This window comes from Oricola sp. (genome assembly GCF_022763245.1).
Classification (GTDB): domain Bacteria; phylum Pseudomonadota; class Alphaproteobacteria; order Rhizobiales; family Rhizobiaceae; genus Oricola.
In genome coordinates this window covers 850194-873886 of record NZ_JALEGV010000041.1, presented here as the reverse complement: position 1 = coordinate 873886, position 23693 = coordinate 850194, and the positions used below count along the sequence as shown (strand labels likewise).

At 62.2% G+C, this 23693-nt stretch carries 25 protein-coding genes and 1 pseudogene; 12 read left to right on the top strand and 14 right to left on the bottom strand.

Annotated features, from left to right (window positions below; all coding sequences use genetic code 11):
• Nucleotides 1–162: 162 nt before the first annotated feature.
• The 3 genes from MRY80_RS24850 to MRY80_RS24840 are packed head-to-tail and all read left to right on the top strand — an operon-like array spanning nt 163 to nt 2649.
• A complete protein-coding gene (locus tag MRY80_RS24850; protein ID WP_293294154.1) occupies nt 163–981 on the top strand; it encodes an IclR family transcriptional regulator in 819 nt (272 codons plus the stop codon).
• Nucleotides 978–1409 (top strand): PaaI family thioesterase, encoded by a 432-nt coding sequence (locus MRY80_RS24845; protein WP_293294153.1) that lies wholly within the window; start codon nt 978–980, stop codon nt 1407–1409. The genes MRY80_RS24850 and MRY80_RS24845 overlap by 4 nt, the downstream gene beginning before the upstream one ends.
• Nucleotides 1402–2649: a CoA transferase gene (locus tag MRY80_RS24840; RefSeq protein ID WP_293294151.1), complete on the top strand. Its 1248-nt coding sequence runs from the start codon at nt 1402–1404 to the stop codon at nt 2647–2649. Before MRY80_RS24845 ends, MRY80_RS24840 begins: the two co-directional genes overlap by 8 nt.
• Nucleotides 2650–3224: 575 nt before the next feature.
• Here MRY80_RS24840 and MRY80_RS24835 read toward each other — a convergent pair.
• Genes MRY80_RS24835 through MRY80_RS24820 form a run of 4 tightly spaced genes read right to left on the bottom strand, consistent with a single transcriptional unit; the run spans nt 3225 to nt 6074 of the window.
• Nucleotides 3225–3947 (bottom strand): transporter substrate-binding domain-containing protein, encoded by a 723-nt coding sequence (locus tag MRY80_RS24835; RefSeq protein ID WP_293294149.1) that lies wholly within the window; start codon nt 3945–3947, stop codon nt 3225–3227.
• 5 nt (nt 3948–3952) lie between these two features.
• Complete coding sequence (locus MRY80_RS24830) at nt 3953–4702, bottom strand: hypothetical protein (RefSeq protein WP_293294147.1); 750 nt, start codon at nt 4700–4702, stop codon at nt 3953–3955.
• 35 nt (nt 4703–4737) lie between these two features.
• Nucleotides 4738–5904, bottom strand: a complete 1167-nt coding sequence (locus tag MRY80_RS24825) for an FAD-dependent oxidoreductase (protein WP_293294145.1) — start codon at nt 5902–5904, stop codon at nt 4738–4740.
• Between the two features lie 2 nt (nt 5905–5906).
• The gene (locus MRY80_RS24820) at nt 5907–6074 is read right to left on the bottom strand and encodes a rubredoxin (RefSeq protein ID WP_293294231.1); all 168 of its coding nucleotides are present in this window, start codon (nt 6072–6074) and stop codon (nt 5907–5909) included.
• Nucleotides 6075–6215: 141 nt separating this feature from the next.
• Between MRY80_RS24820 and MRY80_RS24815 the strand changes: the two genes are divergently transcribed.
• The gene (locus tag MRY80_RS24815; protein ID WP_293294143.1) at nt 6216–7121 is read left to right on the top strand and encodes a LysR substrate-binding domain-containing protein; all 906 of its coding nucleotides are present in this window, start codon (nt 6216–6218) and stop codon (nt 7119–7121) included.
• A gap of 17 nt (nt 7122–7138) precedes the next feature.
• On the opposite strand, the gene MRY80_RS24810 is transcribed toward MRY80_RS24815, so the two are convergent.
• The 9 genes from MRY80_RS24810 to MRY80_RS24770 all read right to left on the bottom strand — a co-directional run bounded on the left by MRY80_RS24810 (nt 7139) and on the right by MRY80_RS24770 (nt 17244).
• Nucleotides 7139–8353, bottom strand: coding sequence for an MFS transporter (locus MRY80_RS24810; RefSeq protein ID WP_293294142.1), 1215 nt, complete (start codon nt 8351–8353; stop codon nt 7139–7141).
• Between the two features lies 1 nt (nt 8354).
• The gene (locus tag MRY80_RS24805) at nt 8355–9311 is read right to left on the bottom strand and encodes a D-2-hydroxyacid dehydrogenase family protein (RefSeq protein ID WP_293294141.1); all 957 of its coding nucleotides are present in this window, start codon (nt 9309–9311) and stop codon (nt 8355–8357) included.
• A 64-nt stretch (nt 9312–9375) separates the two neighbouring features.
• Nucleotides 9376–11049, bottom strand: a complete 1674-nt coding sequence (locus MRY80_RS24800) for a peptide ABC transporter substrate-binding protein (RefSeq protein WP_293294139.1) — start codon at nt 11047–11049, stop codon at nt 9376–9378.
• Nucleotides 11050–11073: 24 nt separating this feature from the next.
• Nucleotides 11074–12030, bottom strand: coding sequence for an ABC transporter permease (locus tag MRY80_RS24795; protein WP_293294137.1), 957 nt, complete (start codon nt 12028–12030; stop codon nt 11074–11076).
• The gene (locus MRY80_RS24790; protein ID WP_293294135.1) at nt 12027–12977 is read right to left on the bottom strand and encodes an ABC transporter permease; all 951 of its coding nucleotides are present in this window, start codon (nt 12975–12977) and stop codon (nt 12027–12029) included. Before MRY80_RS24790 ends, MRY80_RS24795 begins: the two co-directional genes overlap by 4 nt.
• A 4-nt stretch (nt 12978–12981) precedes the next feature.
• The gene (locus tag MRY80_RS24785; RefSeq protein WP_293294133.1) at nt 12982–13932 is read right to left on the bottom strand and encodes an oligopeptide/dipeptide ABC transporter ATP-binding protein; all 951 of its coding nucleotides are present in this window, start codon (nt 13930–13932) and stop codon (nt 12982–12984) included.
• Nucleotides 13929–14981: an ABC transporter ATP-binding protein gene (locus tag MRY80_RS24780; protein ID WP_293294131.1), complete on the bottom strand. Its 1053-nt coding sequence runs from the start codon at nt 14979–14981 to the stop codon at nt 13929–13931. Before MRY80_RS24780 ends, MRY80_RS24785 begins: the two co-directional genes overlap by 4 nt.
• Nucleotides 14982–15065: 84 nt before the next feature.
• Nucleotides 15066–16433: a CapA family protein gene (locus MRY80_RS24775; RefSeq protein ID WP_293294129.1), complete on the bottom strand. Its 1368-nt coding sequence runs from the start codon at nt 16431–16433 to the stop codon at nt 15066–15068.
• Between the two features lie 628 nt (nt 16434–17061).
• Nucleotides 17062–17244, bottom strand: a complete 183-nt coding sequence (locus MRY80_RS24770) for a hypothetical protein (RefSeq protein ID WP_293294127.1) — start codon at nt 17242–17244, stop codon at nt 17062–17064.
• A gap of 74 nt (nt 17245–17318) precedes the next feature.
• Between MRY80_RS24770 and MRY80_RS24765 the strand changes: the two are divergent.
• Nucleotides 17319–17462, top strand: a pseudogene (locus MRY80_RS24765) (transposase); the annotation flags it as partial.
• Here the strand turns inward: MRY80_RS24765 and MRY80_RS24760 are convergent.
• The gene (locus MRY80_RS24760) at nt 17432–17653 is read right to left on the bottom strand and encodes an Arm DNA-binding domain-containing protein (protein WP_293294125.1); all 222 of its coding nucleotides are present in this window, start codon (nt 17651–17653) and stop codon (nt 17432–17434) included. The pseudogene MRY80_RS24765 and the gene MRY80_RS24760 sit on opposite strands and share 31 nt — an antisense overlap.
• Nucleotides 17654–17730: 77 nt before the next feature.
• Here MRY80_RS24760 and MRY80_RS24755 point away from each other — a divergent pair, with 77 nt between their 5' ends.
• The 7 genes from MRY80_RS24755 (at nt 17731) to MRY80_RS24725 (ending at nt 23673) form a co-directional block, all read left to right on the top strand.
• Nucleotides 17731–18144: a hypothetical protein gene (locus MRY80_RS24755; RefSeq protein WP_293294124.1), complete on the top strand. Its 414-nt coding sequence runs from the start codon at nt 17731–17733 to the stop codon at nt 18142–18144.
• Nucleotides 18144–18683: a helix-turn-helix domain-containing protein gene (locus tag MRY80_RS24750; RefSeq protein WP_293294123.1), complete on the top strand. Its 540-nt coding sequence runs from the start codon at nt 18144–18146 to the stop codon at nt 18681–18683. The genes MRY80_RS24755 and MRY80_RS24750 overlap by 1 nt, the downstream gene beginning before the upstream one ends.
• Nucleotides 18673–19089: a hypothetical protein gene (locus MRY80_RS24745; RefSeq protein ID WP_293294121.1), complete on the top strand. Its 417-nt coding sequence runs from the start codon at nt 18673–18675 to the stop codon at nt 19087–19089. Before MRY80_RS24750 ends, MRY80_RS24745 begins: the two co-directional genes overlap by 11 nt.
• 349 nt (nt 19090–19438) lie before the next feature.
• Nucleotides 19439–19954, top strand: coding sequence for a hypothetical protein (locus tag MRY80_RS24740; protein WP_293294119.1), 516 nt, complete (start codon nt 19439–19441; stop codon nt 19952–19954).
• Nucleotides 19955–20119: 165 nt separating this feature from the next.
• Nucleotides 20120–21367 carry a phage major capsid protein gene (locus MRY80_RS24735; RefSeq protein ID WP_293294117.1) on the top strand — a complete coding sequence of 416 codons (1248 nt, stop codon included), beginning with the start codon at nt 20120–20122 and terminating at the stop codon, nt 21365–21367.
• A 70-nt stretch (nt 21368–21437) separates the two neighbouring features.
• Nucleotides 21438–21683 (top strand): hypothetical protein, encoded by a 246-nt coding sequence (locus MRY80_RS24730; protein ID WP_293294115.1) that lies wholly within the window; start codon nt 21438–21440, stop codon nt 21681–21683.
• A 142-nt stretch (nt 21684–21825) separates the two neighbouring features.
• Nucleotides 21826–23673, top strand: coding sequence for a hypothetical protein (locus tag MRY80_RS24725; RefSeq protein ID WP_293294113.1), 1848 nt, complete (start codon nt 21826–21828; stop codon nt 23671–23673).
• Nucleotides 23674–23693: the final 20 nt, after the last annotated feature.

Genomic DNA, 23693 nt, shown 5'->3' with positions numbered 1-23693 from the left:
ACTGAAATGAGCCGGACACAAAGCGAAATCGGGCCGCTCGCGAGTTCTTGTATATGTGCAACAACGCCGCGGTTGCATTGAAATCCGAAAGCGGATAATCCGTTCAGCGTTGTTGTCCAGCAGCGCAGGCTGTTGTACATATACAACATGGGAGGTTCACGAATGACGGAAACGGGCGACCGGGAAATGCGGCGGCGTCAGGTGCCGGCGGTTACCCGCGCGATCTGCATCCTCAGGCAGCTTGGCAAGGCCAATGAGCCGGTCGGCGTCAACCAGATCGCACGCGAGCTCGAACTGATCCCGAGCACCTGCCTGCACATCTTGCGCGTGCTCGTGGACGAGGGCCTTGTCGAATTCGATCCCGTCTCGAAACGCTATTCGATCGATGTGGGCATCCTGCCGATAGCACGAAGCGCCATCCAAAAGAACAATTTCGCCAATATCGTCGAGCGGCGGCTGACCGACCTTTCGATGAATTTCGGCGTGACCGGCATCGCGACACAGATGAGCGACGCCGACCACATGGTCGTGGTGGCGCTCTCGCAGGCACCGTTGCCGTTCAGGCTCCAGGTCGATCTCGGCAGCCGCTTTCCCGCGCTGATCAGCGCGACGGGCCGGTGCTTCGCGGCATTCAGCGCCATCCCGGAAGCCGAACTGAAGAAGAGCTTCGCCCGGCTGCATTGGGAGCACCCCCCTGCCTATGAAGACTGGAAGGCGCAGGTCGACGAGACGCGGCAGCGCGGATACGCAGTCGACAAGGGAACCTATATCGGCGGCGTAACCATCGTGGCGGCGCCCTTTTTCGACCAGTCCGGCCGCATGATCCGCAGCGTCGTCACGATCGGCATCTCCGAAAAGATCGATGCGATCGGCATCGACACGATTGCAGCCGAAATGCTTGCGCTTCGCGACGAAGTGTCGTCGCTCTTGATCGGCAGCGATGGCGTTGCCAGCGCAGGAAACCGGGCGAGTGCGCGATGAACGAGACAGCGACCGCGTCCGAATGGAAAACGCTCAAGGGCGCCGGACTGATGGAGGCCATCGGCCCCGTGCTCGCGAGACGCAACGGCGACCGCTGGATATACGGGCTTGCCACGGATGCGCGCCACGCCAATGCGATCGGCGTCATTCATGGCGGCACACTGTCCGCCTTCTCCGACCAGGTCATGTCGATGGTCGCCTGGGAGGCGTCCGAACGCCAGCCAGTCGTGACCATTCATATGGCCACGAGTTTCATGAGCACCGCGTCGCCGGGGGATTTCCTCGAGGCCGAAGCGCGGATCACCGCCCGAAAAGGATCGATGCTGTTCGTCGAAACCATCGTAACCCGCGCGGGCGAGGAGGTGATCCGGGCAAGCTGCATCATGAAGACAGTCAAACCGCGCCAACGGGAGGAACGGCATGGATGATGACAAGACCGCGGGCCGCAGGCCCGGGCCGCTTTCCGGCCTCCGCGTCCTCGATTTCTCCCGGATCCTGTCCGGCCCCTATTGCACCCAGATCCTCGCCGATCTGGGCGCCGAGGTGATCAAGATTGAAACCGTCGGCAAGGGCGACGAGACTCGAAGCTTCCCGCCCTTCAAGGGACCGTTCAGCCACTATTTCATCGCCCTGAACCGCGGCAAACTGAGCATCGCTCTCGACCTGAAATCGGAAAAAGGCGCGGCAATCGCCAGGGATCTCGCAAAGAACTGCGATATCGTCGTGGAGAACTTCCGGCCGGGCGTCATGGACAAGCTCGGGCTCGGTTACGAGACGCTTTCGGCAGACAATCCCGGCCTCGTCTACTGCTCGATCACCGGGTTTGGCGACGACAGCCCGCTGCGCGACAAGCCTGCCTTCGACATTGTCGCGCAGGCGCTGTCCGGCATCATGAGCGTCAACCGCGAGGCCGGCGGAACGCCCAATCGCCTCGGCATCCCGATGGGCGACATGGCCGGCGGCATCTACGCCCTTTTCGGCATTCTCGCCGCAATGGTCCAGCGCCAGACGACCGGCAAGGGCCAGCGCATCGACATATCCATGCTGGACGGGCTGATCGGCATGCTCGGCTATCTGGCCCAGATCTATTTCGTCACCGGCAAAGCGCCCGAACCGGTTGGAACGAAACACCCGAGCATCGTGCCCTATGGCGCCTATCCAACCAGCGACGGTCATGTGATCGTCGCCTGCCTGACCGAGCAGTTCTGGTGCAATTTCGCGAAGGCACTCGACCTGCCCGATCTCGTCTCCGATGAGAGGTTTTGCGAATATTCGCGGCGACTGGAAAACCGCGACACGCTCGAAGCCATAATCGAGGAACGCATGCGGCGCGACGACACCGACTACTGGCTCGCCCGGCTGCAGGAATACGACGTACCGAGCGCTCCGATCCTCGATGTCGGCCAGGCGCTCGAACAGGCCCACACCCGCGAACGCGACCTGATCGACACCACCTGCCATCCGGCGGCCGGCGAGATAAAAGTGCTGCGCACACCGATTCGCCTCGACGGCCACCCGCTGGACGCATCGAGCCCGCCGCCGCTACTCGGCGAACAGACTACCGAGATCTTGTCTAGGGTGCTCGGTATCGACAGCCGCGAAATCGGCTCCCTAACGGAGGACTCGGTGGTGCTTCAGCAGAGCGGGCAACAAACACCTCGGCGATAAGAACGAACTTCTCGCGAGAACTTGGCTATCGAAGCCAGCGAGGTTTGCACCAATTCCCGCGTGAACACAGCGCGGTGTGAAGACAGGTGGCACCAACTTCCAAGACACTTGGGCCCATAATATTCTGCCCAAAAGGAGGCATCAACTTCCGCTTCGGGTCAAAAGCAGACATCTCACGATCCGCGGACGAACGTCTGAATTGAGAGCGCATTTCGGACCGTCAAGAAAAGTGGCCAGGTGCGGACTGTCTGCCTACGGGGTCGAAGTATCAAAAGCAGCCCCTCGTTTCCTACCGGCTCTTCCATCCGCGTTTGGGAATTACAGCAACATTGCTTCTGACGCGGTGCGCGCGACCTTGGAAACACGGCCACTCTTCATATGCCGCCGTAGAACAGGGGCGATTAGGTACCCTTGTTGAAGCAGAAGCGGTTTCCTGTGTCCCAGTTCACGACGTGCCAGAAGCAGACATTCCCATGACCTGCGCAGTTATCCCGAAGCGGACGATCAGAACAGCAGAAATTCAAGCCAAGATAAATCCCCAGAGTTGGGGATGCCACACCTCAATCGCGCCGGATTCATTGCGGAACGACCGCACAATCGGAGGCAACCCCGTGTCTGTCAAGGATTTCCCCTATTGAACCGGACCGCGCTAGTTCTGCGACAAATTCCGTTAGCCAAGCACCTGCTGCTGTATGCGCCTTGGGCGTCCCCATGGCTTGGAGGATCGCCATGAATGGCGGCTGCAGCACGCGCGCTCCAGGCCGAGTTGCAGCTTCGATCTCCATTGCCGCACTGATGCCGGCAATCGCTTCCACATCGCCACAATCCATCGCCGCAAGCGCCCTAACGATATCACGGTAGACAACGAGGTTTTCCGCTCCCTCCTGTCGCTTCAGATGAAGCGTGTAGGCGCTTCCATCGACGGTGCCGACTTTCGCTCCATCGCGCACAAGAGTTACAGCATCCGACATCTTGCATAGGGGAGACGCGAGGTAGTTGCCCTCGATCCGGACATATGGATCCGTGAAATGGATCACTTCCGCGCGCCCGGGATCGACGGCAAGAAAACAGATATCCCACGAGCCGTCCGTTGCGGAGGAGGACACATCGATCGCCCGTTCGTAATGGACGAACTCCAGCGGAAGCTCGAGTCGTTCGGCCACTATCCTCGCCAGGTCGACCGTTATCCCCTCTGCCTGACCGGAAGCATTGCGCGAAACCAACACCCGGTTCCCATGATTCAGGGCCGCCCGCAGGATTTCGGTCGGTGCGAAGGTCCGGCGCAGCTCATCGGTCACGGGCTTCATTCTTCTCCCAGCTCGCTCATCCAGTCGTCCCAAGCAGGAAACACCGCGACCATCGCCTCAAGCCCGCAAGAACCTGCCGCCAGCACCGGCGCGGCCTCCTCGTGGCTGACCCAGATCAGCGACCAGGGTTCGAATTCATGCCCGTCGTGAATAAGGGAGCCGTTCATCACGACAATATAGTAGCCGCCAGTCCCCTCGGTCGTTGGAGCGGAAACAGTCATTCCGCCACCGAGGCGGAAGACCTTGACCGTCATCCCGTCGTCGCCGAGCTTTTCCTCCATCACGGTTTCGACGGCGGGCTCCTCCAAGTGCTGCAGGACCGGCGGGATAGAGAGCGTGACCTGGGACGAAACCCGATGGCGGCGCTTGGTCGGCCTGAGCTGTTCACGCACGTTGGGCGTGGAAAGCTTTACAAGCCCCGCATCGGTCTTCGATCGCAGGGTGAGATAGGACATGCCCTGCTCCCCGGCGATCAGAGGCCCATAACCTGTATGGTGGTCGGCATAGTGAGCGGTGATCATGTTGGCCGTGTCGCGTCCGATCGTGCCGCTGCCGGCGATGAAGATCTGGAACTGGTCGACGATATGGAAGTGGCTGTCGAGCTGCATGTTCGCGCTCATGTCAATGCGGAACGCCTGGAGGTCCTTTGCCGGAACGTCAGAATTCTGTCCGAAGAGATTGACCTTCCAGCCCCGCCCCCGCTTGAAGCGATCCGGTTCCTTTTCGCTGTAGCGCACCCTCTGCATGGCTTCCTCCGATAATTCGATTTTACAGGTACGGGTCAGGCATCCGCGAATGTGCCAATGTCCCGCGTAATCTCGCCAATTGCTGCATTGAAGGGCCACGGGGCGTTCAGAGCCTGCACGGCAGCCAAACGATTGCCGGCATAGGCGCGCATAACGCAACCGTCGCCTTCCACTTCCTCTATCCTCGTGGAGACGCTCTCGATAACAGGCCCGCACATCTGAACGCGCAGATCGCCCTGGTTGGACCATAGCTTCAGCGGCCCGATTTCGGGTGCCGCCGATCCAAGCAGGCCCGCGGCTACGGCCTTGGCCTGCGCGGCCGTCGCAGCGATGCTCTCGTGACGCCTCGTTCCGCCGACTTCCGGCCATCGCGCGCAATCGCCCAGCGCGAGGATATCGCCGGCCGATGTACGGCCGAACGCGTCGACGACGATGCCATCGTCACAGGCAAGTCCGGCGTCGCTCGCCAACGCCACACGCGGCGCGCTTCCGACCGATGCGAGCACGACATCGGCCGCGACAGCGTTTCGGTCGGACAGTTCGACGCGGTCGTCACGAATTGCATGGACCTGGGAATTCAGCCGAACATCAACTCCCGCAGCGCGATGATGCTCGAGCACACGCTGGGCGATTTCTGGATACAGGCTACGCGCCATCAGCCGAGGTCCGGCCTCGACCACAGTGACGGCCAAGCCTCTGGCCCGTGCGGTCGCGGCAACCTCCAGGCCGATCAGCCCGCCGCCGACAACCACGAGCGAAGTCGCATGTCTTAACGCATGAGCGAAACGCCTCCGGTCACCGCTATTCCGCAGCAAGTGCGCCCTTTCGGCGCCGTCGATGGCCGAAGGCAGCGCGCGGGCGCGGGCGCCGGTAGCGAGGATGAGAGAACGGTAGCCGATCCGTTCTCCACCGACACAGGTCAACTCGCCGGTTGCCCGGTCTATGGAATCGATCTCGACCCCGAGGCGCAAGGCGATGTCGCGATCGGAATAGAAGGTTTCAGGCCTTATCGGGGCCGGCTCGCGCATCTCGCCAACCAGGCATTCCTTCGACAATTGCGGTCTGTGATATGGCAGAATCGACTCCGCGCCGACAAGCATAAGCGGCCCAGCGTAGCCGGCGGCGCGCAACTCCGACGCCGCTGAAACACCCGCGTGGGAGGCGCCAACGATGACGACTGGTGCTCGATCTGTCGCCGACACGATCAGGCCACCACAACCATATCGAATTCCGACTTGGCGGCGCCGCAATCCGGGCAAACCCAATCGTCGGGGATGTCTTCCCAGCGCGTGCCCGGAGCAATCCCGCCATCGGGATCACCCTCGGCTTCATCGTAACGCCAGCCGCACAGCACGCATTCCCAAATTCTCATCGTCGAACCGTCGCTTCGGGGCATTTCCCGCCTTTTTCCGCCTGCTTTCTTGAACTTTACAGACGCCGAAAACCCATTACTATTCTTCATAGCGACGTATCAGATATACCATTCCGGCATAATATAATCGAGAATCTGCAGATGGACATCCGGCAACTCACCTACTTTGTAAAAGTCGTCGAAATGGGGAGCTTCAGTCGCGCTGCCGCCTATCTGCACATCGCCCAACCGGCGTTGAGCCGCCAGGTCAACGGCCTCGAAGTCGAACTCAAGGAACGGCTCCTGATCCGCAACGGACGCGGCGTAACGCCGACGGAGGCCGGTGAGCGTCTGCTGGGGCATGCACGATCAATTCTTCAGTTGCTCGAACGCACCTATGAAGACATGGAGAATGCGCGACTCGGCCGCACGGGATCCGTCGCGATCGGAATGCCGGGAACCCTGTCGACGGCGATCGCCACCGCACTGGTGCGCAAGCTCCATTCCGAGTTGCCCGACGCCAAGGTTCATGTTCTGACCGGCCGATCCACGCAATTGCAGGAATGGCTGCTTGCCGGGCGGCTCGATATGGCGGTGCTGTTCGATGCTCCGAATTCGCCCATGCTGGAGATACACGAGCTACTCGACGAGAAGCTCCATTTCTACGAACCCGAGCCCGGCAGCGAAAGCATCCGGATGGGACCCGACATCCCGCTATCCGAACTGGTGGACCAGCCGATCATCATCAACAGCCGCCCCAACCGCGTCAGAGAAACCCTTGAGAACGCGCTGGCACGTGACGGGCGAAAACTGCTGGTGGAATGCGAAGTGGATGCGCTGGACACGACATTCGCTCTGGTGTCGGACGGATCAGGAAAAACGGTTGCCACGCTGCGCGCCCACCGGACGGTCAACACCGCAAGAGGCGTTCGCGCCCGCAAGATCGTGAAACCGGAACTGGGTCTCAAGGTGCAGATCGTTCTGAGGGCACGCCGTCTCAACAACCAGTTGCATGATGCGGCCTTCCGGCTGCTTCGGGATCTCTGCCTCGAAATCCTCACGCCTTGATCGGTCGCTCGGGCGTTTCAGAGGCGGCGGACAGTGGGGAAGAGCACGAGAACGCCAACAAGCACCACCAGCACGACCGACGAAACAGCCACGGCCGCGGCAAGGCCGACCCGGTCCGCGGCGTAGCCGATGGCAAGCGCGCCGAGCGCGGGGCTGCCGCGGGCGATCAGGCCATGCACCGACAGCGTGCGGCCGCGCAGCGCATCGGGCGTGGTCAGCTGAACATAGGTCTGCGTCCCCACGAGCCCCCGGGTTATCGCCGCCCCCATGACGGCGGATGAGATGACGGCAACCACCGATGTCGGCGCATTCGTCAGGACCAGCACCGCGCAGGCCCCAACACCCCAATACAAGAGGACAGACAATATCTGGCGCCCGACCGGCACCGATCCGACAGTCAGACCGGAAACAACCGCCCCCACCGCCGACGCGCCGGTCAGAATGGCGAGGCCCGCCGCCGTGTCGGAGAAGGTTTCGGCAGCGATCGCGGGCACCAGCTCCAGCATTGACCGCACCGCAATCCCGCCCGCCAGCAAAACGCCGAGGATCAGAAGCAGGGCCGGCGTGCGCAAGACGAAGCCAAAGCCTTCGCCCATCAGCGACAGAAACGGACGGCGCTCGGGCATGCGATCGCGCGGCGCCAGTCTCAGACGACCCAGTATGAGGACGAAAACGAACGTGACCACGGCATTGAGAAGGAAAATCCAGACGATATCAAGATGCAGGATAATCAGCCCGGCCGCCGCCGGTCCCAACAGCCGCGCCAGGTTGACGTTGACCGAGTTGAGCCCGACCGCGACTCTCATGTCCTCGCGCGGAACCATCTGCTGAACCATGGCCAGTCGGGCCGGCTGCACGGCCGCCACAACCGTGCCCTGCAGGGTCACGAAAACCACCAGCACGAAAAGCGTCAGCCAGTCGAGCCACAAAAGGACCGCAAGCGAGATGGCGAGACAGGCCGAAATGGCCTGCGCGATCCGGTTCTGCAACAACCTGTCCCATCGATCCGCGGCGACGCCCGCAACAGGTCCCACGACCATCACGGGCAGCAGATCGCCGGCCGCCAGGACACCCAGCCAGAACGCCGACCCGGTCCAGTCCCACACCAGCCAGCTGCACGCGATGCGCTGCATCCAGGTACCGACAAGTGATAGCCCGTTTCCCGCGAAAAATAGCCCGTACTGGCCTTCAAGAAGGACCCGAATCGATGCGGGAAGTTTGCGCGAATTCATGTCATGACACGACTCGGATTGGGCTCCCGTCCAGGAAGGCCGCGATGTTCTCGACCGCATAGGAATAATAGGCGGCCAGCATCTCGACGGTGAAATAGCCGAGATGCGGCGTCAGAACGACATTGGGCAGACGACGCAATTCGTGATCGGCGGGCAGCGGCTCCACCGAGTAGACATCCAGTCCGGCTCCGCGGATACGGTTTCCGCGTAGGGCCGCAATCAGCGCGTTCTCGTCAAGCAGTCCGGCGCGGGCCGTATTGACGAGGGATGCGGTCGGCTTCATGGCGTCGATGGCCAACGCGTCGATGATGCCTCTCGTCGTCTCGGCCAGCGCGAGATGTAACGAGACCACGTCCGAACCGGAGAATAGCTCGTGCTTGGTGACACGGCTCACGCCGGCGTCGGCCGCACGTTTTTCGGTCAGGTTGGGCGACCACGCCTGCACCCGCATGCCGAACGCCAGACCGATCCGCGCCACGTCGCGCCCAAGCCCGCCGAGCCCGACAATGCCCAGGGTCTTGCCGCGCAGCGTGTTGCCCGCGAAATGCTGCCAACCGCCGTCGCGCATGTGCCGGTCCTCGAAGGCGATGTGCCGAACAAGCGAAAGAATCAGCCCCCAGGTCAATTCGGCGACGGCGCCAGAGCCCGCGCCCGACACCGGCGTGTTGGAGACCACGATGCCACGCTCGGCGCAGGCATCCAAATCCACCGTGTCGTATCGTTTGCCCGTCACGCAGAGGTACCGCAAACGCGACAGCCGTTCGATCAGTGCCCGGGGAAACGGCGTGCGTTCACGCAAGGTGCAGAGGATGTCGTATCTGGCCAGTTCACGGACAGCCGTGTCGATATCGTGCAGGGGATGATCGATCACGTCGATCGTCGCGCGTGCCTCGATTGCCGACCAGTCGGTCAGGGTTGGTGCAAGTCGCAGATAGTCATCGAGCAGCGCAATATTCATTCGGACGGTCCCGCATTCAAAAAAAGGCGGGCCCCGATGGGGTCCGCCTGGTTGTGTTTCGCCGCTATTGCCGGTGCCAATCGACCGCCCAGATCATCAGCGGGTCAAAGGTGTTGAGGTGGAAGTCCTGCATATCCGGAACAGTCACGTAGGATTCCGCATAGAAATACAGCGGCAGCATCGGCAGATCCTCGGCGAAGATCTCTTGGATGTCGGCCCATGCCGCACGGGTTTGCGCGGACGACAGCGACGACTGGAAATCGTCCAGCGCCGCGTCCATCCTCTCCGAGGTATAGCCCGAGAAGTTGTTGCCGACCCAGTTGTTCGCCTCGGTGGGAATCCGGTCCGAGCCCACGGCGATGCGAGGCGACGTCGACGGCGAGAAACGGATCGAGGACATGATCAGGCCGGAGAACTCCCGGCGGCGCGACAGCGTGCCGTTATATTCCTGCAGCGGCACGAATTGCGGGTTGATCTCGACGCAGACCTGTTTGAGCAGGTCCTGGATCACCAGCGCGATCTGTTCACGCGTCTGGTTTCCCGCTGTCGTCGCCAGATCGAGCGACAACCGGTCGCCGGCGCTGTTGGTGCAAATCCCGTCACTACCGGGCGTCCAACCGGCCTCCGCCAGAAGCGCCTTCGCCGCCTCGGGATCGAAGGAATATTTGGCGATGTCCGGATTGAACAGCGCGTTGGAGTCGGACAGAAGCCCGTTGGCGACCTTCTGCTGGCCCTCGAACAGGGCCTCGGTGATCGCTTCCCGGTCGATACCCATCAGCAGCGCGCGACGCACCTTGATGTCGGCGAGGATCGGATTGTCGAGATTGACGGCGATCCGCTCAAGATTCGTGCCATCGATGACGTGGAACTTCAGGTCGTTGGCGCGCTGTTTCTTCACGTCGAGCATCTGGCTGAAGCTGATGCCGCCGGGGCTGACGGGCACAGCGTCGATCTCGCCAGCGAGCAGGTTCTGCACCAATGCGGACGAGTTGTCGCGGTAGCTCAAGGTGACCTTCTCGAAGCCCGGCTTCTTGCCGGGCCAGTGCGGATTGGGCACCCAGGTCAGGCGCGTGCCGATCTGGTATTCCGACAGCATGAACGGCGCATTCCACAGGCCCGGATTGGTCGGTTCGGTGTTGTAGTGGGTCTGCTTGACGTAACTCTCGTTGTCGCCGTTTTCGGCATAGACCGGCCCTTCGATATGCTCGGGCAGAACCTGGTCCCACGAAGCGAAGCTGGGCGTCAGCTCCGGCAGGACGAGCGTGAAGGTACGGTCATCGACGATCTCGATCTCGCTCGCCCGGGTCCACGGGTTGAACTCCGAAAAGCCGATGTCGGGATCGTTGGCCATCTTGAGCGTGAAAGCGACATCGTTGCTCGTCACCGGTTCGCCGTCGCCCCACGACAGCCCTTCCTTCAGCTTGAAGGTGACCCGCATGCCCTTGGATCCGTCCGCATTGTCGACGATCTCCGCGAGCCCGTTGTCCAGTGTCGGCACCTCTTCGCACAGGATGCATTCATTCTCGGCGTCCCAGTTGTACGCCGTGAGCGGAAGCAGTCCGTAATTGATCTGCAGGCGCTTGGTATTGTTCACCTGGATGAGCGGATGGAAGTTCTTCAGGAACTGCAACTGCCCGACGACAAGCTGCGACTTGTCGGGTTGCGCCATGGCGCTGCCGGCGAGCGAGAGCGTAAGCCCGATCGCAACGCTGGCCATCATCGATTTGGTTATCCTCATGTTATCCTCCCTTTTGGATACGGCTCACTGAGATCCGCCCTCGTTTTCCGCGCGAGGGTCAAATGCGTAACGCACGCCGTCGCCGACAAAGTTGACGGCCATGACGGTGACGAAGATCAAAATCCCCGGATATATCGCCAGGTGCGGAGCAGAGATGATGAGCTGCTGCGCATTGGTCAGCATGTTCCCCCAGGTCGGGGTCGGCGGAACGATTCCGAAGCCGAGGAAGCTCAGCGTCGATTCAAGCAGGATGACGCGTCCGACCGTCAGCGTCGCGGCGACGATCAACGGTGTCGAGATATTGGGCAGCACGTGGATGAACACGTTGTAGATGCGGCCGGCGCCGCTGACGGTGGCAGCGCGCACGTAGTCGCGGCTGCGCATCTGGATCGTGCCGGCACGGGCGATCCGCGCCATGGTCGTCCAGTCGACCAGCGCAATGATGATCACGATGCGCAGAAAGATGAAAAGAGGGGAGTTCGCCGCCGAGGCGCTGAGCCCGAGCTTGGTCAGGTCGATCGATCCCAGCACGATCAGCAACGGGATAAGCGGCAGTGCGATCAAGACGTCCGTAATGCGCATCAGCACGCTGTCGACGCGCCCGCCGAGGAAACCCGCAGAAACGCCGATGGCGATCCCGACGATGGACATCAATCCGGTCGCCAACACACCGACCGCGATCGAAACCTGGCCCCCGTAGAGCAACCGGAGCAGCACGTCGCGGCCCAGATCGTCCGTGCCAAGCCAGTGCTGGGCGGAAGGCGGCCGGAAGCGTGCGAGCAGATTGGTCTTGTTTGGATCGATATCCAGCATCTGGCCGAGCGGCCATGCGCTCAGGCAGACCAGGATCAGCAATGCGAGGCAGAGCAGTGAATAGGTGGCCACCCGGTGGCTGCGGAATTTTTCGTAGCGCAGGCGCCAGATCGACTGCGCCGGCGGCAGAGGCGCGCGCTCGTAGCGGATATCGATCGCATCCGTCATAGCGTGATCCTCGGATCGAGAACCGCGTAGGCCAGATCCGCGAGCAGATTGGCGACCAGCACCACGATCGTCGCCATCAGCAGACCGACGAGGGCGAGGTTGAAATCCACATTGGAAATCGCGTCGTAGATGAGCTTGCCCATGCCGAGCATGCCGAAGATCGTCTCGATCACCAGCGCGCCCGAGAACAAATGTCCGAAGCTGAGCGCGAGCACCGTCACCATCGGAATAAGCGCGTTGCGCAGGGCGTGCCGAACGATCACGGTGCGTTCGTTCAGCCCCTTTGCGCGGGCCGTTCGGACAAAATCGGCGGACAGCGTCTCGATCATCGCCGCACGCACGTAGCGGATCAGCGGACCGACATGGAACATCGCCAGCACACCGACCGGCAGAACCAGATGCCTTACATGGATCCAGAAGCCGGCGTCGTCGCTCATCGGGGAACCGGATGCCGGGAGGATGCCGAGCTTGACCGAGAACAGGATAATCAGCAGCAGCGACACCCAGAAATTCGGCAGCGAGATGGCCGCGAAGGAGAACAGCCCCACCAAGGTATCGATCATCCCGTTCGGCTTGCGGGAGGCGAGGGTGCCGAGGATCATCGCCAGCGGCACCGATACCATGAGCGTCAGGACCAGGAGCTTGGCAGTCTGGAACATCGCCGGCACGAGGACGTCCAGCACGGGCCGGAAATACAGGCTCGAATAGCCCAGGTCGCCCTGCAGCGCAGCGGTCAACCAGTTCCAGTAGCGCGTGGTGATGGGCTGATCGACGCCATAGAGTTCCCGCATCTGCGCCATGAGTTCCGGTGTCAGGGAGGGATTGCCCTCGAACATGTTCTCCAGCGGATCGCCCGGCATCAGGCCGATCACCGCGAACAGCATGAAGGACATGATGGCAATCACGAGAACGGCTTGGGAGAGACGCGAGAGGGAATATCTGAGCATCCTGTCAGTCCTTGTGATGGCACGCGGCAAGATGGCCGGGCCGTCCGGCGGCGCTTTCCAGCGCCGGCCTGGTGGTGGTGCAGATCGCCGTGGCGCGCGGGCATCTCGTGTGGAAGACGCAACCGGAAGGCGGATCGAGCGGGGTTGGTATTTCGCCCTTGAGGAGCGTGCCGCGCTTACGCCGCCCTCGCCCGATGCGGGGCACAGCCTCGAAGAGAGCCCGTGTATAGGGATGGCTGGGCGTCGAGAAGATGTCGTCGGCGGACGCCACCTCCATGATGTTGCCGAGATAGAGGACCGCCACGCGGTCGGCGAGATGTCGGACGACGCCGAAATCGTGGCTGATGAAGAAATAGCTCAATCCGTGCTTTTCACGGATCTCGTCCATCAGGTTCAGTATCTTGGACTGGATCGACACATCGAGCGCGGAGAGCGGTTCATCGGCGACGATCAACTCGGGATCGCCGATCAACGCGCGGGCGATGGCGATGCGCTGGCGCTGGCCGCCGGAAAACTGGTGCGGATAGCGGTTGGCCGCGTCGGCGGGCATACCCACCTGCTCAAGCACATCAGCCACCCGCTCGCGCCGCTGGCGGCGCGCTACAGGCGTGTCGCTCAACCGCAGCGGTTCGCCGACGATGTCTTCCACCGTCATGCGCGGATCGAGCGCGGAGAACGGGTCCTGGAAGATGATCTGCACCGGATGGCGTCCGTCCCGATGCCGGCGCTGGGCATTTACCTGGATGCTGCCAGACGTCGGCGCCCTCAGCCCGGCCACAGCGTAGCCGAGCGTGCTCTTGCCCGACCCGCTTTCGCCGACGATGGCGAGCGTCTCGCCGCGGCTGAGGTTCAGCGAGACATTGTCGACGGCACGCAGCACCGGGCCGGGACGGAGCAGCGAGCCCCGTGTCGGGAAGTGAACGGAGACATTCTCGATTTGGAGCAGCGAGGTCATGCCGTCACCTCGACGCAAGCGACGAAATGGCCGGGATCGACCTCGCGCAATTGTGGCTCGGCCGCGCGGCACTTGTCGCTGACCAGCGGACAGCGCGGCGCGAAGCGGCATCCCCGATCCGGCTGGACTCGCAGGCTGCCCCTGATCACATGCAGCCGATCGACCTTACGGTCTGGATCGGGAAGCGTCTGGATCAGTCCGCGCGTGTAGGGATGCTGCGGATTGTCGAAGAGCTTTTCGGAGGGAGCAAGTTCAACGCCCCTGCCGGCGTACATCACCAGGATCCGATGCGCGAGCTCCGAGACCACCGCCAGGTTGTGCGTGATGAACTGCACCGCCATGCCAGTGTCTTCCTGGAGTTCGAGGATCAGGTCGAGGATTTGCGCCTGAATGGTCACGTCGAGCGCGGTGGTCGGCTCGTCGGCGACCAGGAGTTTCGGGCGGCAGGCCAGCGCCATCGCGATCATCGCGCGCTGCCGCATGCCGCCGGAAAGCTGATGGGGAAAATCCCCGGCCCGGTGGCGCGCCGAAGGGATACCGACGGCTTCGAGCAATTCCACAGCGCGGTCGAATCCGGCGCGCTTGCCGAGCCCCTCGTGTACGCTCAGCACCTCGGCGATCTGCGCACCGACAGTCATCACCGGGTTCATGGCGGTCATCGGTTCCTGGAAGATCATGGCGATGTCGCGCCCGCGCATGTCACGCCACGCGCGGTCGCTCTGGGTCAGCAGGTCGCGTCCGTCGAACAGGATCTGGCCGGTGACACGGCCGCGGCCGGGGACCAGACCCAGCAGCGACAGCGATGTCATCGTCTTGCCGCAGCCGGATTCGCCGACGATGCCCAGCGTTTCGCCCTGCGCAATCTCGAATCCGAGTCCGGTGACCACCGGACTCGCTTCCCGCCCATTTCCGGGAAATGCGACCCGCAGGTCCCGGACGGCAAGCAACGGCTCCGTCGCCCGGATCCTTGCGGGATCGGCCGCGCCACCGCCGCTGTCGGCAGAGCGCGTCGCCTTGCGCGTATCAATCCCGGCTACATCGAGCCCCATGCTCTCCTCCGAATTCCGGACCGGTTCGGTCCGGCCGTTCACCTGGCCCCGCTCCTCCGCCGGGCCAGACGCTGTTCCTGGTTTTCAGGCTTCGAGATCGACGATTCCGACCCCGTCGCGAATTTCGACCTGCGTCCCGAATGGCGCGGAAAGCCGCTTGTAGCGCTCGAGAATCCGGGCGGCATTATCGCCCTTCGCCAATATGGGCCTGCCTTCGGTCAACGGGTGCTCGCCGCTTCCGGTACGCCTGTGAAGCGGCGCTTCGGGCGTCGAATCGCGACCCATTTCAACCGGGTGCAGATACAGCCTGGTCAGCCTGTCGTCCTTCATTTCCAGCTTGATGATGCAGGAGCCCCACCAAGTCTCGGCGGAATGGTCGAGACCCGGATGCAGCGGGTGCAGCGCCGGGTGCAGCGTCTGCAGCCTGTCGACGTCGTGCCCCCAAGCGTCGTAGCTGTCATAGGGCACATGCTGCAGGAACTCGGAATGGGCGAAGAAATTCCCGATCCCGTAGATGATCGGCTTGCCCTTGTAAATTTCGATTCCAAGCGTGCGGTGCCAGCCATGGCCGACATAAATATCGGCGCCGCCGTCGATCGACGCGCGTGCGAATTCCTCGACGAAACGCGGCGGCGTGTCGCCGCGCGGTCCGTCGGACACCGAGAAGTGATGCGCGACGATCACGAGGTCGGACATGCACCGCGCTTCCTCGATCGAACGCAGGTTGCGCTCCAGATCGCGCCGGTCGCATTTGGAGACGATCTCGCATTTCTCGCCCTCGACGAAACACTCGGGATCGCCCCATTGCTGCGCGGCAGGAATCAGGAACCCGAATGCGCCTTCGGGTCCGTGCTTGGGAGGCTTGGCGATGTTCAGCTTGGCGGCGAAGTCCTTCAGGTTCGCCATGGTCTGCGGATCGACGACGAACTCGTATTTCAGCCGAAGCGGATTGACGCCGGGCCGCGCCATGAAGGCGCCCTTGGCGTGGTTGGCCCACATGAAATGCTGGTTGCCGGACGATGCGGCGACGAGCGCCACACGCCCGTTCTTCTTTTCCACATAGGCGGGTTCGGAGGCGCGTTCGAGATCGGTTCCTGTCCCCGCGGTGGCGATCCCCGCCACCTTCATGTGCTTCCTGGTGGCGGCTATTCCCTCTGCGCCGAAGTCGAAGCTGTGATTGTGTGCCGCGGACATGATGTCGAATCCGGCCCATTTGAGGTCGCCGGCGACCGCCGGTTCCGAAATCATGAACGAGCCGATGCCCTGGCCGCGCGCAGGCCATTTCAATTCCTCGGGTTCGGCGAAGTTCATCTCGAGGTGGCCGTAAGCGACATCGGAGTCCCTGATCAGGTCCCACATGCCGAGAAATTCAGGCTCGTCATGCATCGAAAACGGGCGCGTCACCATGCACTCACCAGCGAGAGACACCCGCCATTCACCCTTATGCTTCATTCTTGGCATTCTCCTCTGGGGACGGGGCTGGCGGCTTCATCGGCACCGGCACTTGCGTGGTCCTCCCCCGCATCCCGCCTTCGTTTACTCTTGGGGACGCGCTCATCCGCACCCGACGAAGTGAGACTATCGAGGGCGCATTGATATCACCAGAAGGACTACCGACCTTTCAGATATGCCAAATAAGCATGGCACGGATCTCGCAGCGCGGCATTGGGTTGCCTGTAGGCGCGCGCGGATGTTCGAGTATTCTCTTGTGTCAAAAGTGTGGGATTAATCCAGTAATCCAATGTCGTCGGACTGCGCGATCGCTCTCAGCTTCTTTTGCATTTCGGCCCTCTGGCGCGTTAACGTCATTGCTACTTCGGGTCAAAAGCAGACATTTCGCGGCCGGTGTCGATGAGTCCGCTTCGAGGGCGCATTTCGGACCGTCAAAAGAGGGGCCGTCTGCTGACTGTCCGGTTCTAGGGAGAAAACCGGTAAAACTACCATTCATCAGACGGCCAAGTTGAAAAAAGCCCGTGAGCGCCGGGGTGCGCGTAAGAACTCGCCCACCGCAACTGCGGCACGGGTCTTACGAGCTGTGGGTGAGCCGGCGTTGTGTTCGCTTGAAGCGGCTCGGACTACATCAATCGGCCCCGCCCGCGTTGACGATGACCCGCAGGTCGGCGTCCGTGGTCTTCTTCAAGCACAGATCCGTGGTCGCCAGCAATTGAAGGATGGGAACCGACACGCTATCGGCGTTGGCGCGCGGCTGTACTAGTTCGACTTCGAACTCGACATGCGATTTCCAAGCCTTCTCATAAAGCACGAGAGCTCGTGACCTGCTCCCCTGAATTGTCCCCGCTTTGAGGTTAGCTTGCTCTCTGAAGAAGGAGACAGGCAATGAAACGATCCAGATGTTCTGATGAGCAGATCATCGGCATTTTGAAGGAGCGCCAAGCGGGCATGTCGGCCACCGATCTGTGCCGCAAATACGGCGTAAGCGATGCGACCTTCTACAAATGGCGTTCCAAGTATCGCGGCATGGCTTCAGCAAGAGACACGATCGGATAGCGACCGAAGGAGAGGATGTTCTCCTTCTTCTGGTGCTTGTACCGCAGTTGCCACAGCTTTGACCCGCTCGATTGCACAGGCAGGTGCAGCCCGTCTCCATCAGAAAGCCTGAATGCCTTTTCGCGTGGATTAGCGTTCTTGATTGCGAATTCCGAAAGAGCCAAAGGCGGGTAACGCTTCGGGTAATGGAGAATTACCCGCGAGGCGTTACCCGCCTTTGGCCGCAAAGCAGGGGGCAGCTATGAGCAGCAACGCTCACCTTGCTTGCGTCAATCCATTGAAAAACAAGGTTTTTTGTTTTCGAATGTTGATCTATGAGAAGAGCAAATGGTGCCCGGGGGCGGATTTGAACCACCGACACGCGGATTTTCAATCCAGTGTTGAAGACGTAAATTCAAGCACTTACGAAAAATCCGCTGTCAAACTGGGTTCTGGAAAACAAGCACTTACGGACGAGCTGTCAAACTCGCGGGTTGAGAGAAAACATTCCCGGCGGGAAGGTTTTTCCCCCGAAATTGAGATGGCAGCGCGCTGGTATGAGGCGAACAGGAACACCCTGACGCGGCCGGCCGTGGCGATGCTGCGCGATATGTTCTCGCTGACGGCGCGCCAGGCGATCGAGGCCATTCGGATCGCCAACGGCGGGGGCGCGTGATGAGCGGCCCTCGCTATAGCATCATCCCCGCCGACGCAGTGGTCGACAAGAAGCTCTCGCGTCTTGCTTTGCACGTTCTCGCGGCGCTTGGCACCCATGCGGACAACAACGGTTGGTGCATCGTCAGGCACACCACGTTGGCCGAGAAACTCGATTCGACCAAGGAGAGCATTCGCAACGCGCTCCGTGAACTGGACAGGCGTGGCTACATTCGCCGTCGCGAGCGGCGCGGCAGCAACGGGGCGCGCCTCGCGAATTTCTACCAGGTCGTGATGGATCGAGAGCCATCCGAACAGCTTCTGGAAGACGCGATTTCGGATGCCCCCCCTACACGTGGAGATGGGGGGGACCCCCACGCACAGATGCAGGGGACCCCCACGCCCACGTGCACCCTTAATAAGAACGACCCTTTCTCTGAACGACCGTCCGCTAACGCGGACCGACGGGCGCGCGGAAAGCGATCTGTCGATCGGAAGCCGCGCAATGTCGTCGAGGCCGCACGGGCAGAGTTGGCGAAAGGAGCGGCGGATGTCGAATAGCGAACAGCGCACGGTGACCAGGCAGGACGTGACCGCCGCGCTTGTGCGGCTCGGATCACTGCCGACGAGGGCGAGCGAGGACGCGGCCGGCGACCTAGAGATGTACATCACCGCGCTGCAGGGCGCGCGGCTAGACCACCTGCAGCTTGCCATCACGGCGATCGTACGAGGCTCGCTCGGCCACGGCTTCCTGCCCTCCCCTCCCGAGCTGCGCATCGAAACGGACCGGGCGGCGAAGGCAGAGGCCGAGCAACGTGCCCGGCACGCTGCAGAGCAGCGCTGGCGCGATGAGGCGCACCGCTACCGCGAGATCCCGCGCCCGTCGCCAGAGGCACGAGCGCGTGTGCAGGCGATGGTGGACGCGTTCAAGCGGGGCGAGCCCCTGCCCCAGAGTGACGGGCGTTAGGGGGGTGGGTCAAATCTCTACACCCCCTCCCGCCGCGTGCCGCCGCCCCCCTCATTCAGGGATTTTTTCTCTCCCCGGGGCGTTTTCGTCCTCCGCAGCGGCCTTTTTCCGGCTCAAGGCAGGTGGCAAATGAAAAAGCAATGTAAAAACAATCCGTTATCTATCTTGACCGAAACTCCGGGGCCGAATTCGGGGAAATTCTCCCGATTTTCTTGCACTCCGGAGCAAGCCGATCTGCCGGGCCTGCCAGAGCCGGCGCGGCCGTGCCTGGAGTGCGGAAGCGATGTGCCGGCCGTGGTCACGCGTGGTCGGCCCGCGCGGTTTTGCACGGATGCTTGCCGGAAGGCCCATGCTGCCGCGCAGCGCAGCGCTTGGCTCGCCTCCGATGCGGCAAGCGTTGACCGCACCGTGCTCAGATGTCGAGCCTGCGGCTCTGCGTTTGCGGTCGAAAAGCCCGCTGCCGGCCGCGTGCCGCATTTCTGCTCGCACGCATGCCGCCGCGCCGGAACCCGAGCCCGCGAAGCGACCTATCGCGCCCGCCGGCGGCGCGGACCAAAGCAATCACGATGAGCCTCAGTTGAAGGAGAACAAGGCGATGAACGAGAAAACGAAGCCCCAATCTGACGACATCGAGCGACACGATCGCGAAGTCCGCGCGGTGATGTCAGCATTGGCCAAGCTCACCACGCCGGCCGCGCCACATCCCTGTCGGCCAGAAGCTGTGTTCGAAGGTGCCATCAAGGGCGCGGCCGCAACGATCATGGCGCACACCGACGCAACAGCCGCAGATGTCGCGGACCTTCTGGAGAACATCGCTCACAGCTTTCGCGACCTTGCCAGACCGAATCTTCATGTCGTACAGTAAGTGTGATTTCTCCGAACCGAGTCGGATCGCCTTTCATGCTTCGCGCTGTCAGGCACGATCACGGGATCAGGCGAACAGCCGGCATGCACAACGCTGCCGGAACCGGCATTGCAGGACGCTGCCGCACAATTTCCGAAAATTCACCTCCCAGGAGGCGCCGAAGGTATGTCGAGCGACAGCCAGCGCCTACCGGACCATCTGGAAAGGGTCATCGTCATGACCATGCACTCCCGTATCCGCGGACCGATAACGGTCAGCGCAAATGGCAACCCCTCGGCCGTACTCGCCGAGCTGCAGACCACATTCGCCGACTTCATCAGTGCCCAGCGCCGCGAGATGGATCAGGTCAACGCAAGCATGGACGATATGGCGTCCCGCCTCGCCGCTGCTCAGATCGGAGGCGGCTCCATGCCTTCCGGCCCGAACGCCGTCAATCTGCGCCTCGAGCGTGAGGCGATCGGTCAGTTCATCAAGGCAGGCGATCCGTCGGCGCTGATCAATGTGAATGCCATGTCGACCGGCGAGGACGCGAATGGCGGCTTTCTCGTTCTGCCCGCCATGTCGGATTCGATGACCACGAAGATCTGGGACCAGTCGGCCATGCGGCGCCTGGCGCGCATCGTCACGATCGAGAGCGGCGACGCGTGGGAGGAGGTGATCGACCATGACGAAGCCGGCGCGGAATGGGTCGGTGAGACCGCAGCACGCAACGCGACGGACACGCCTCGGCTCGGCAAGCTGATCGTGCCGTTGCATGAGCTTCATGCCTCTCCGAAGACCACCCAGAAATTGCTGGACACTTCGTTCTTCAATATTGGCGAGTGGCTCGAAGCCAAGATCACCGACAAGTTCGGCCGATCGGAAGGCGTGGCCTACATCTCCGGTGACGGGATCTTGAAGCCGAATGGAGTGCTCTCGGGCACGCCCGTGACCACCGGCGACGCCACTCGCGCGTGGGGGACGCTGCAATACTTCGCGACCGGCGCGGCGGCTGGCTTCGCGTCGTCGAGCCCGGCCGACGCCTTGCGCGATATGGTCTGGGGGCTGCGGGCGCCCTACCGGCGCGGCGCGGTGTGGCTGATGAACTCCAACACCGCCTCCAAGATCGACAAGTTCAAGGATGGTGACGGAAATTATATCTGGCGGATGGGCATGACGGCCGGCGCGCCGCCGTCGCTTCTCGGCTATCCGGTCGAGTTCGATGAGAACATGCCCGACGTCGGCGCAGGCGAATTCCCGATCGCGTTCGGCAACTTCGCCCTGGGCTACGTGATCGTGGAGCTCGCCTCGATCCAGGTGCTCCGCGACCCGTTCACCAACAAACCGAACGTAATTTTCTACACGACCAAGCGCGTTGGCGGCGACATCGCGAACTCCGAAGCCATTAAGCTTCTCAAGGTCGCGACGTCCTAATCGGCATGCGCGAATGGCCGGCAGCACTAGTGTAAGCTGCCGGCCAACTGCAACCTGAAGGAGATGCCCGATGGCAAAAGATCAGTTGTTCGAAGCTGTACCTCTCACACCAGCGGCGGAGATCGTTCTCGAAGAGCTGGCCGAGATTTCCCTCGCCGCCAAGCGGGGTGGCGCGACAAACGACGACGTGGCGGTGGCCTTGCTGACCGCCTTTCACGCGCATGCAATGCGCAGCGCGCGCCGCGACGACTTTGTCGCCATGTGCACGGGGTTGGTGACTATCCTTCAGCGCGCGAGTGGCGAAAAGGGGAACTAGCATGACCGTCAAAGTCGAACGCCTCGTCGCGACGCTTGAAGCGAAAATCGACGGCTATCTCAAGACGCTCGAAAAGGCGTCGCGGAACACCGATCATCAGTTCACGCGGATCGAGAAGCGTGGCAGGGAGATGGAGCGCCGGTTGTCGAAGATCGGCGCGGCGGCCGGAGCGCGGTTTTCCGGTGCGTTGACTGCCGCGTTGGCGCCTGCGGCCATCGTGGAGACCATCCGGCAGGTGACGAGCAGCATCGCCGAGATGTCCGGCGAAGCAGAGATGGCGGGCGTGTCTTTCGAGGCGTTCCAGGAGCTTCGGTACTCGACCGAGAAATCCAAGGTGAGCGTGGATGCTCTCACCGACGGTCTGAAGGAAATGAACTTGCGGGCCGACGAGTTCATCGAGACGGGCAAGGGCCCGGCAGCGGAGGCTTTCGCTCGGCTAGGGATCGCCGCCACAGATCTGAAGGAGGGGCTGTCGAAGCCGGACGAACTGTTCGAGACTATCATCGGGCGGCTGGAGCAGCTCGATAGGGCATCACAAATCCGGATCTCCGACGAGATCTTCGGTGGAACGGGTGGCGAGCAGTTTGTGAAGCTGCTCGACGAGGGCGTCGAGTCGATACGCCGCGGGCGCCAGGAGGCCCGCGACTTCGGGTTGGTGCTGTCGGATGATATCGCAGAGAAGGCGGCGGATATCGACCGGCAATTCCAGCTCATTACCCAGCAGATCGGAACTGGGATGAAGACCGCGATCGTCACTGTGGCTGGCGAACTGCAAGCGCTCATCGACAAGTTCCGCGAGATCGACAACAAGAGTGCCGGCGTTCTCGAAAAGAGACTGCAATCCCTCGGACTGGAACGGTTGGAGGTCGAAAACGAGATCCTCGAATTGCGCAACCGCGAGACCCAGATGACGGATCGCAGCGCGAAGCGCCGAGAAACGCAAATTCGCAAACTTGAAGCACGCATGGCGGCCATCGCCGCCGAAGAAAAGCGGATCATGGCGATCTTGAAGGACCGTGACGACACCGGGTCCACCAAGGAAACCGACACTTCGCAGAGCTTCACACCGCTATCTCCCCCTGGTTCTGACACCGCGAACTCATATGAGCGCGAAGTTCAGTCGATCAAAGACCGCACGGCAGCGATCGCAGCCGAGGCCGTGGCGCTCGCTAATCTCAATCCGCTTGTCGAGGATTACGGACGCGCGGTCGCCACTGCGCAGGCCGAGCAGGACTTGTTGAGCGCCGCCATGCAGGCTGGAGTAGAGATTACGCCGGAACTTGAGGCGCAGATCCGCGCACTCGCCGATGCCTATGGCGTGACCGAGGCCGAGGCGAACAAGGCGGCGGAAGCGCAGGACCAGGTGCGTCGCAGCGCCGAGGAATTGCGCGATGTCGGTCGTGATGCGCTCTCCGGCGTGATCTCCGATCTTCGGGACGGCAAGTCGGCGGCCGACATCATGTCGAACGCGCTCGACAAGTTGATCGACCGCCTTCAGGAGATGGCGCTGGACAACCTGTTCAACGGAAACGGAAACGGCAAGGGCGGCGGCCTGTTCGGCGCGCTGGCGGGGCTTCTCAATTTCAGTGGCGGTGGCGGCGGGGGCGATCCATGGGCGGGGCTGCGAATCGGCGCCAACGCCAACGGCACGAAAAACTGGCGGGGCGGGCTGTCATGGGTCGGCGAACGGGGGCCGGAACTTGTGAACTTGCCGCGCGGCGCACAGGTGTACCCGAACGACGTGTCGGAGGCGATGATGTCGGGTCGCGGCGGCAACTCGACCGTCCGCATCGAGCTTGGCGAAGGGCTTGAGGCGCGCATGCTGGAGAAGAGCGCCGGCCAGACCTTCGAGATCGTGCGGGCTAGCCAGCCTGCCACCGTCGAGGCGGGCGCGAGCAGGGCGATCTCCAAGATAGCGCGTGGCGAGGCGGACGAGGTGATGAACGCACGTTACGGCGTCAGGCGCGCAAAGACCGGGGTCGGCGGCTGAAATATCAGACGATCTTCGCC

What these genes read in the sequence shown, in the direction of transcription:
- MRY80_RS24850 (WP_293294154.1), top strand. Translation starts at nt 163, where the DNA reads ATGACGGAAACGGGCGACCGGGAAATGCGGCGGCGTCAGGTGCCGGCG.
- MRY80_RS24845 (WP_293294153.1), top strand. Translation starts at nt 978, where the DNA reads ATGAACGAGACAGCGACCGCGTCCGAATGGAAAACGCTCAAGGGCGCC.
- MRY80_RS24840 (WP_293294151.1), top strand. Translation starts at nt 1,402, where the DNA reads ATGGATGATGACAAGACCGCGGGCCGCAGGCCCGGGCCGCTTTCCGGC.
- MRY80_RS24830 (WP_293294147.1), bottom strand. Translation starts at nt 4,702, where the DNA reads ATGCAGAGGGTGCGCTACAGCGAAAAGGAACCGGATCGCTTCAAGCGG.
- MRY80_RS24820 (WP_293294231.1), bottom strand. Translation starts at nt 6,074, where the DNA reads ATGAGAATTTGGGAATGCGTGCTGTGCGGCTGGCGTTACGATGAAGCC.
- MRY80_RS24815 (WP_293294143.1), top strand. Translation starts at nt 6,216, where the DNA reads ATGGACATCCGGCAACTCACCTACTTTGTAAAAGTCGTCGAAATGGGG.
- MRY80_RS24810 (WP_293294142.1), bottom strand. Translation starts at nt 8,353, where the DNA reads ATGAATTCGCGCAAACTTCCCGCATCGATTCGGGTCCTTCTTGAAGGC.
- MRY80_RS24805 (WP_293294141.1), bottom strand. Translation starts at nt 9,311, where the DNA reads ATGAATATTGCGCTGCTCGATGACTATCTGCGACTTGCACCAACCCTG.
- MRY80_RS24800 (WP_293294139.1), bottom strand. Translation starts at nt 11,049, where the DNA reads ATGAGGATAACCAAATCGATGATGGCCAGCGTTGCGATCGGGCTTACG.
- MRY80_RS24795 (WP_293294137.1), bottom strand. Translation starts at nt 12,030, where the DNA reads ATGACGGATGCGATCGATATCCGCTACGAGCGCGCGCCTCTGCCGCCG.
- MRY80_RS24790 (WP_293294135.1), bottom strand. Translation starts at nt 12,977, where the DNA reads ATGCTCAGATATTCCCTCTCGCGTCTCTCCCAAGCCGTTCTCGTGATT.
- MRY80_RS24785 (WP_293294133.1), bottom strand. Translation starts at nt 13,932, where the DNA reads ATGACCTCGCTGCTCCAAATCGAGAATGTCTCCGTTCACTTCCCGACA.
- MRY80_RS24780 (WP_293294131.1), bottom strand. Translation starts at nt 14,981, where the DNA reads ATGGGGCTCGATGTAGCCGGGATTGATACGCGCAAGGCGACGCGCTCT.
- MRY80_RS24775 (WP_293294129.1), bottom strand. Translation starts at nt 16,433, where the DNA reads ATGAAGCATAAGGGTGAATGGCGGGTGTCTCTCGCTGGTGAGTGCATG.
- MRY80_RS24755 (WP_293294124.1), top strand. Translation starts at nt 17,731, where the DNA reads ATGAGCAGCAACGCTCACCTTGCTTGCGTCAATCCATTGAAAAACAAG.
- MRY80_RS24750 (WP_293294123.1), top strand. Translation starts at nt 18,144, where the DNA reads ATGAGCGGCCCTCGCTATAGCATCATCCCCGCCGACGCAGTGGTCGAC.
- MRY80_RS24745 (WP_293294121.1), top strand. Translation starts at nt 18,673, where the DNA reads ATGTCGAATAGCGAACAGCGCACGGTGACCAGGCAGGACGTGACCGCC.
- MRY80_RS24740 (WP_293294119.1), top strand. Translation starts at nt 19,439, where the DNA reads ATGCTGCCGCGCAGCGCAGCGCTTGGCTCGCCTCCGATGCGGCAAGCG.
- MRY80_RS24735 (WP_293294117.1), top strand. Translation starts at nt 20,120, where the DNA reads ATGTCGAGCGACAGCCAGCGCCTACCGGACCATCTGGAAAGGGTCATC.
- MRY80_RS24730 (WP_293294115.1), top strand. Translation starts at nt 21,438, where the DNA reads ATGGCAAAAGATCAGTTGTTCGAAGCTGTACCTCTCACACCAGCGGCG.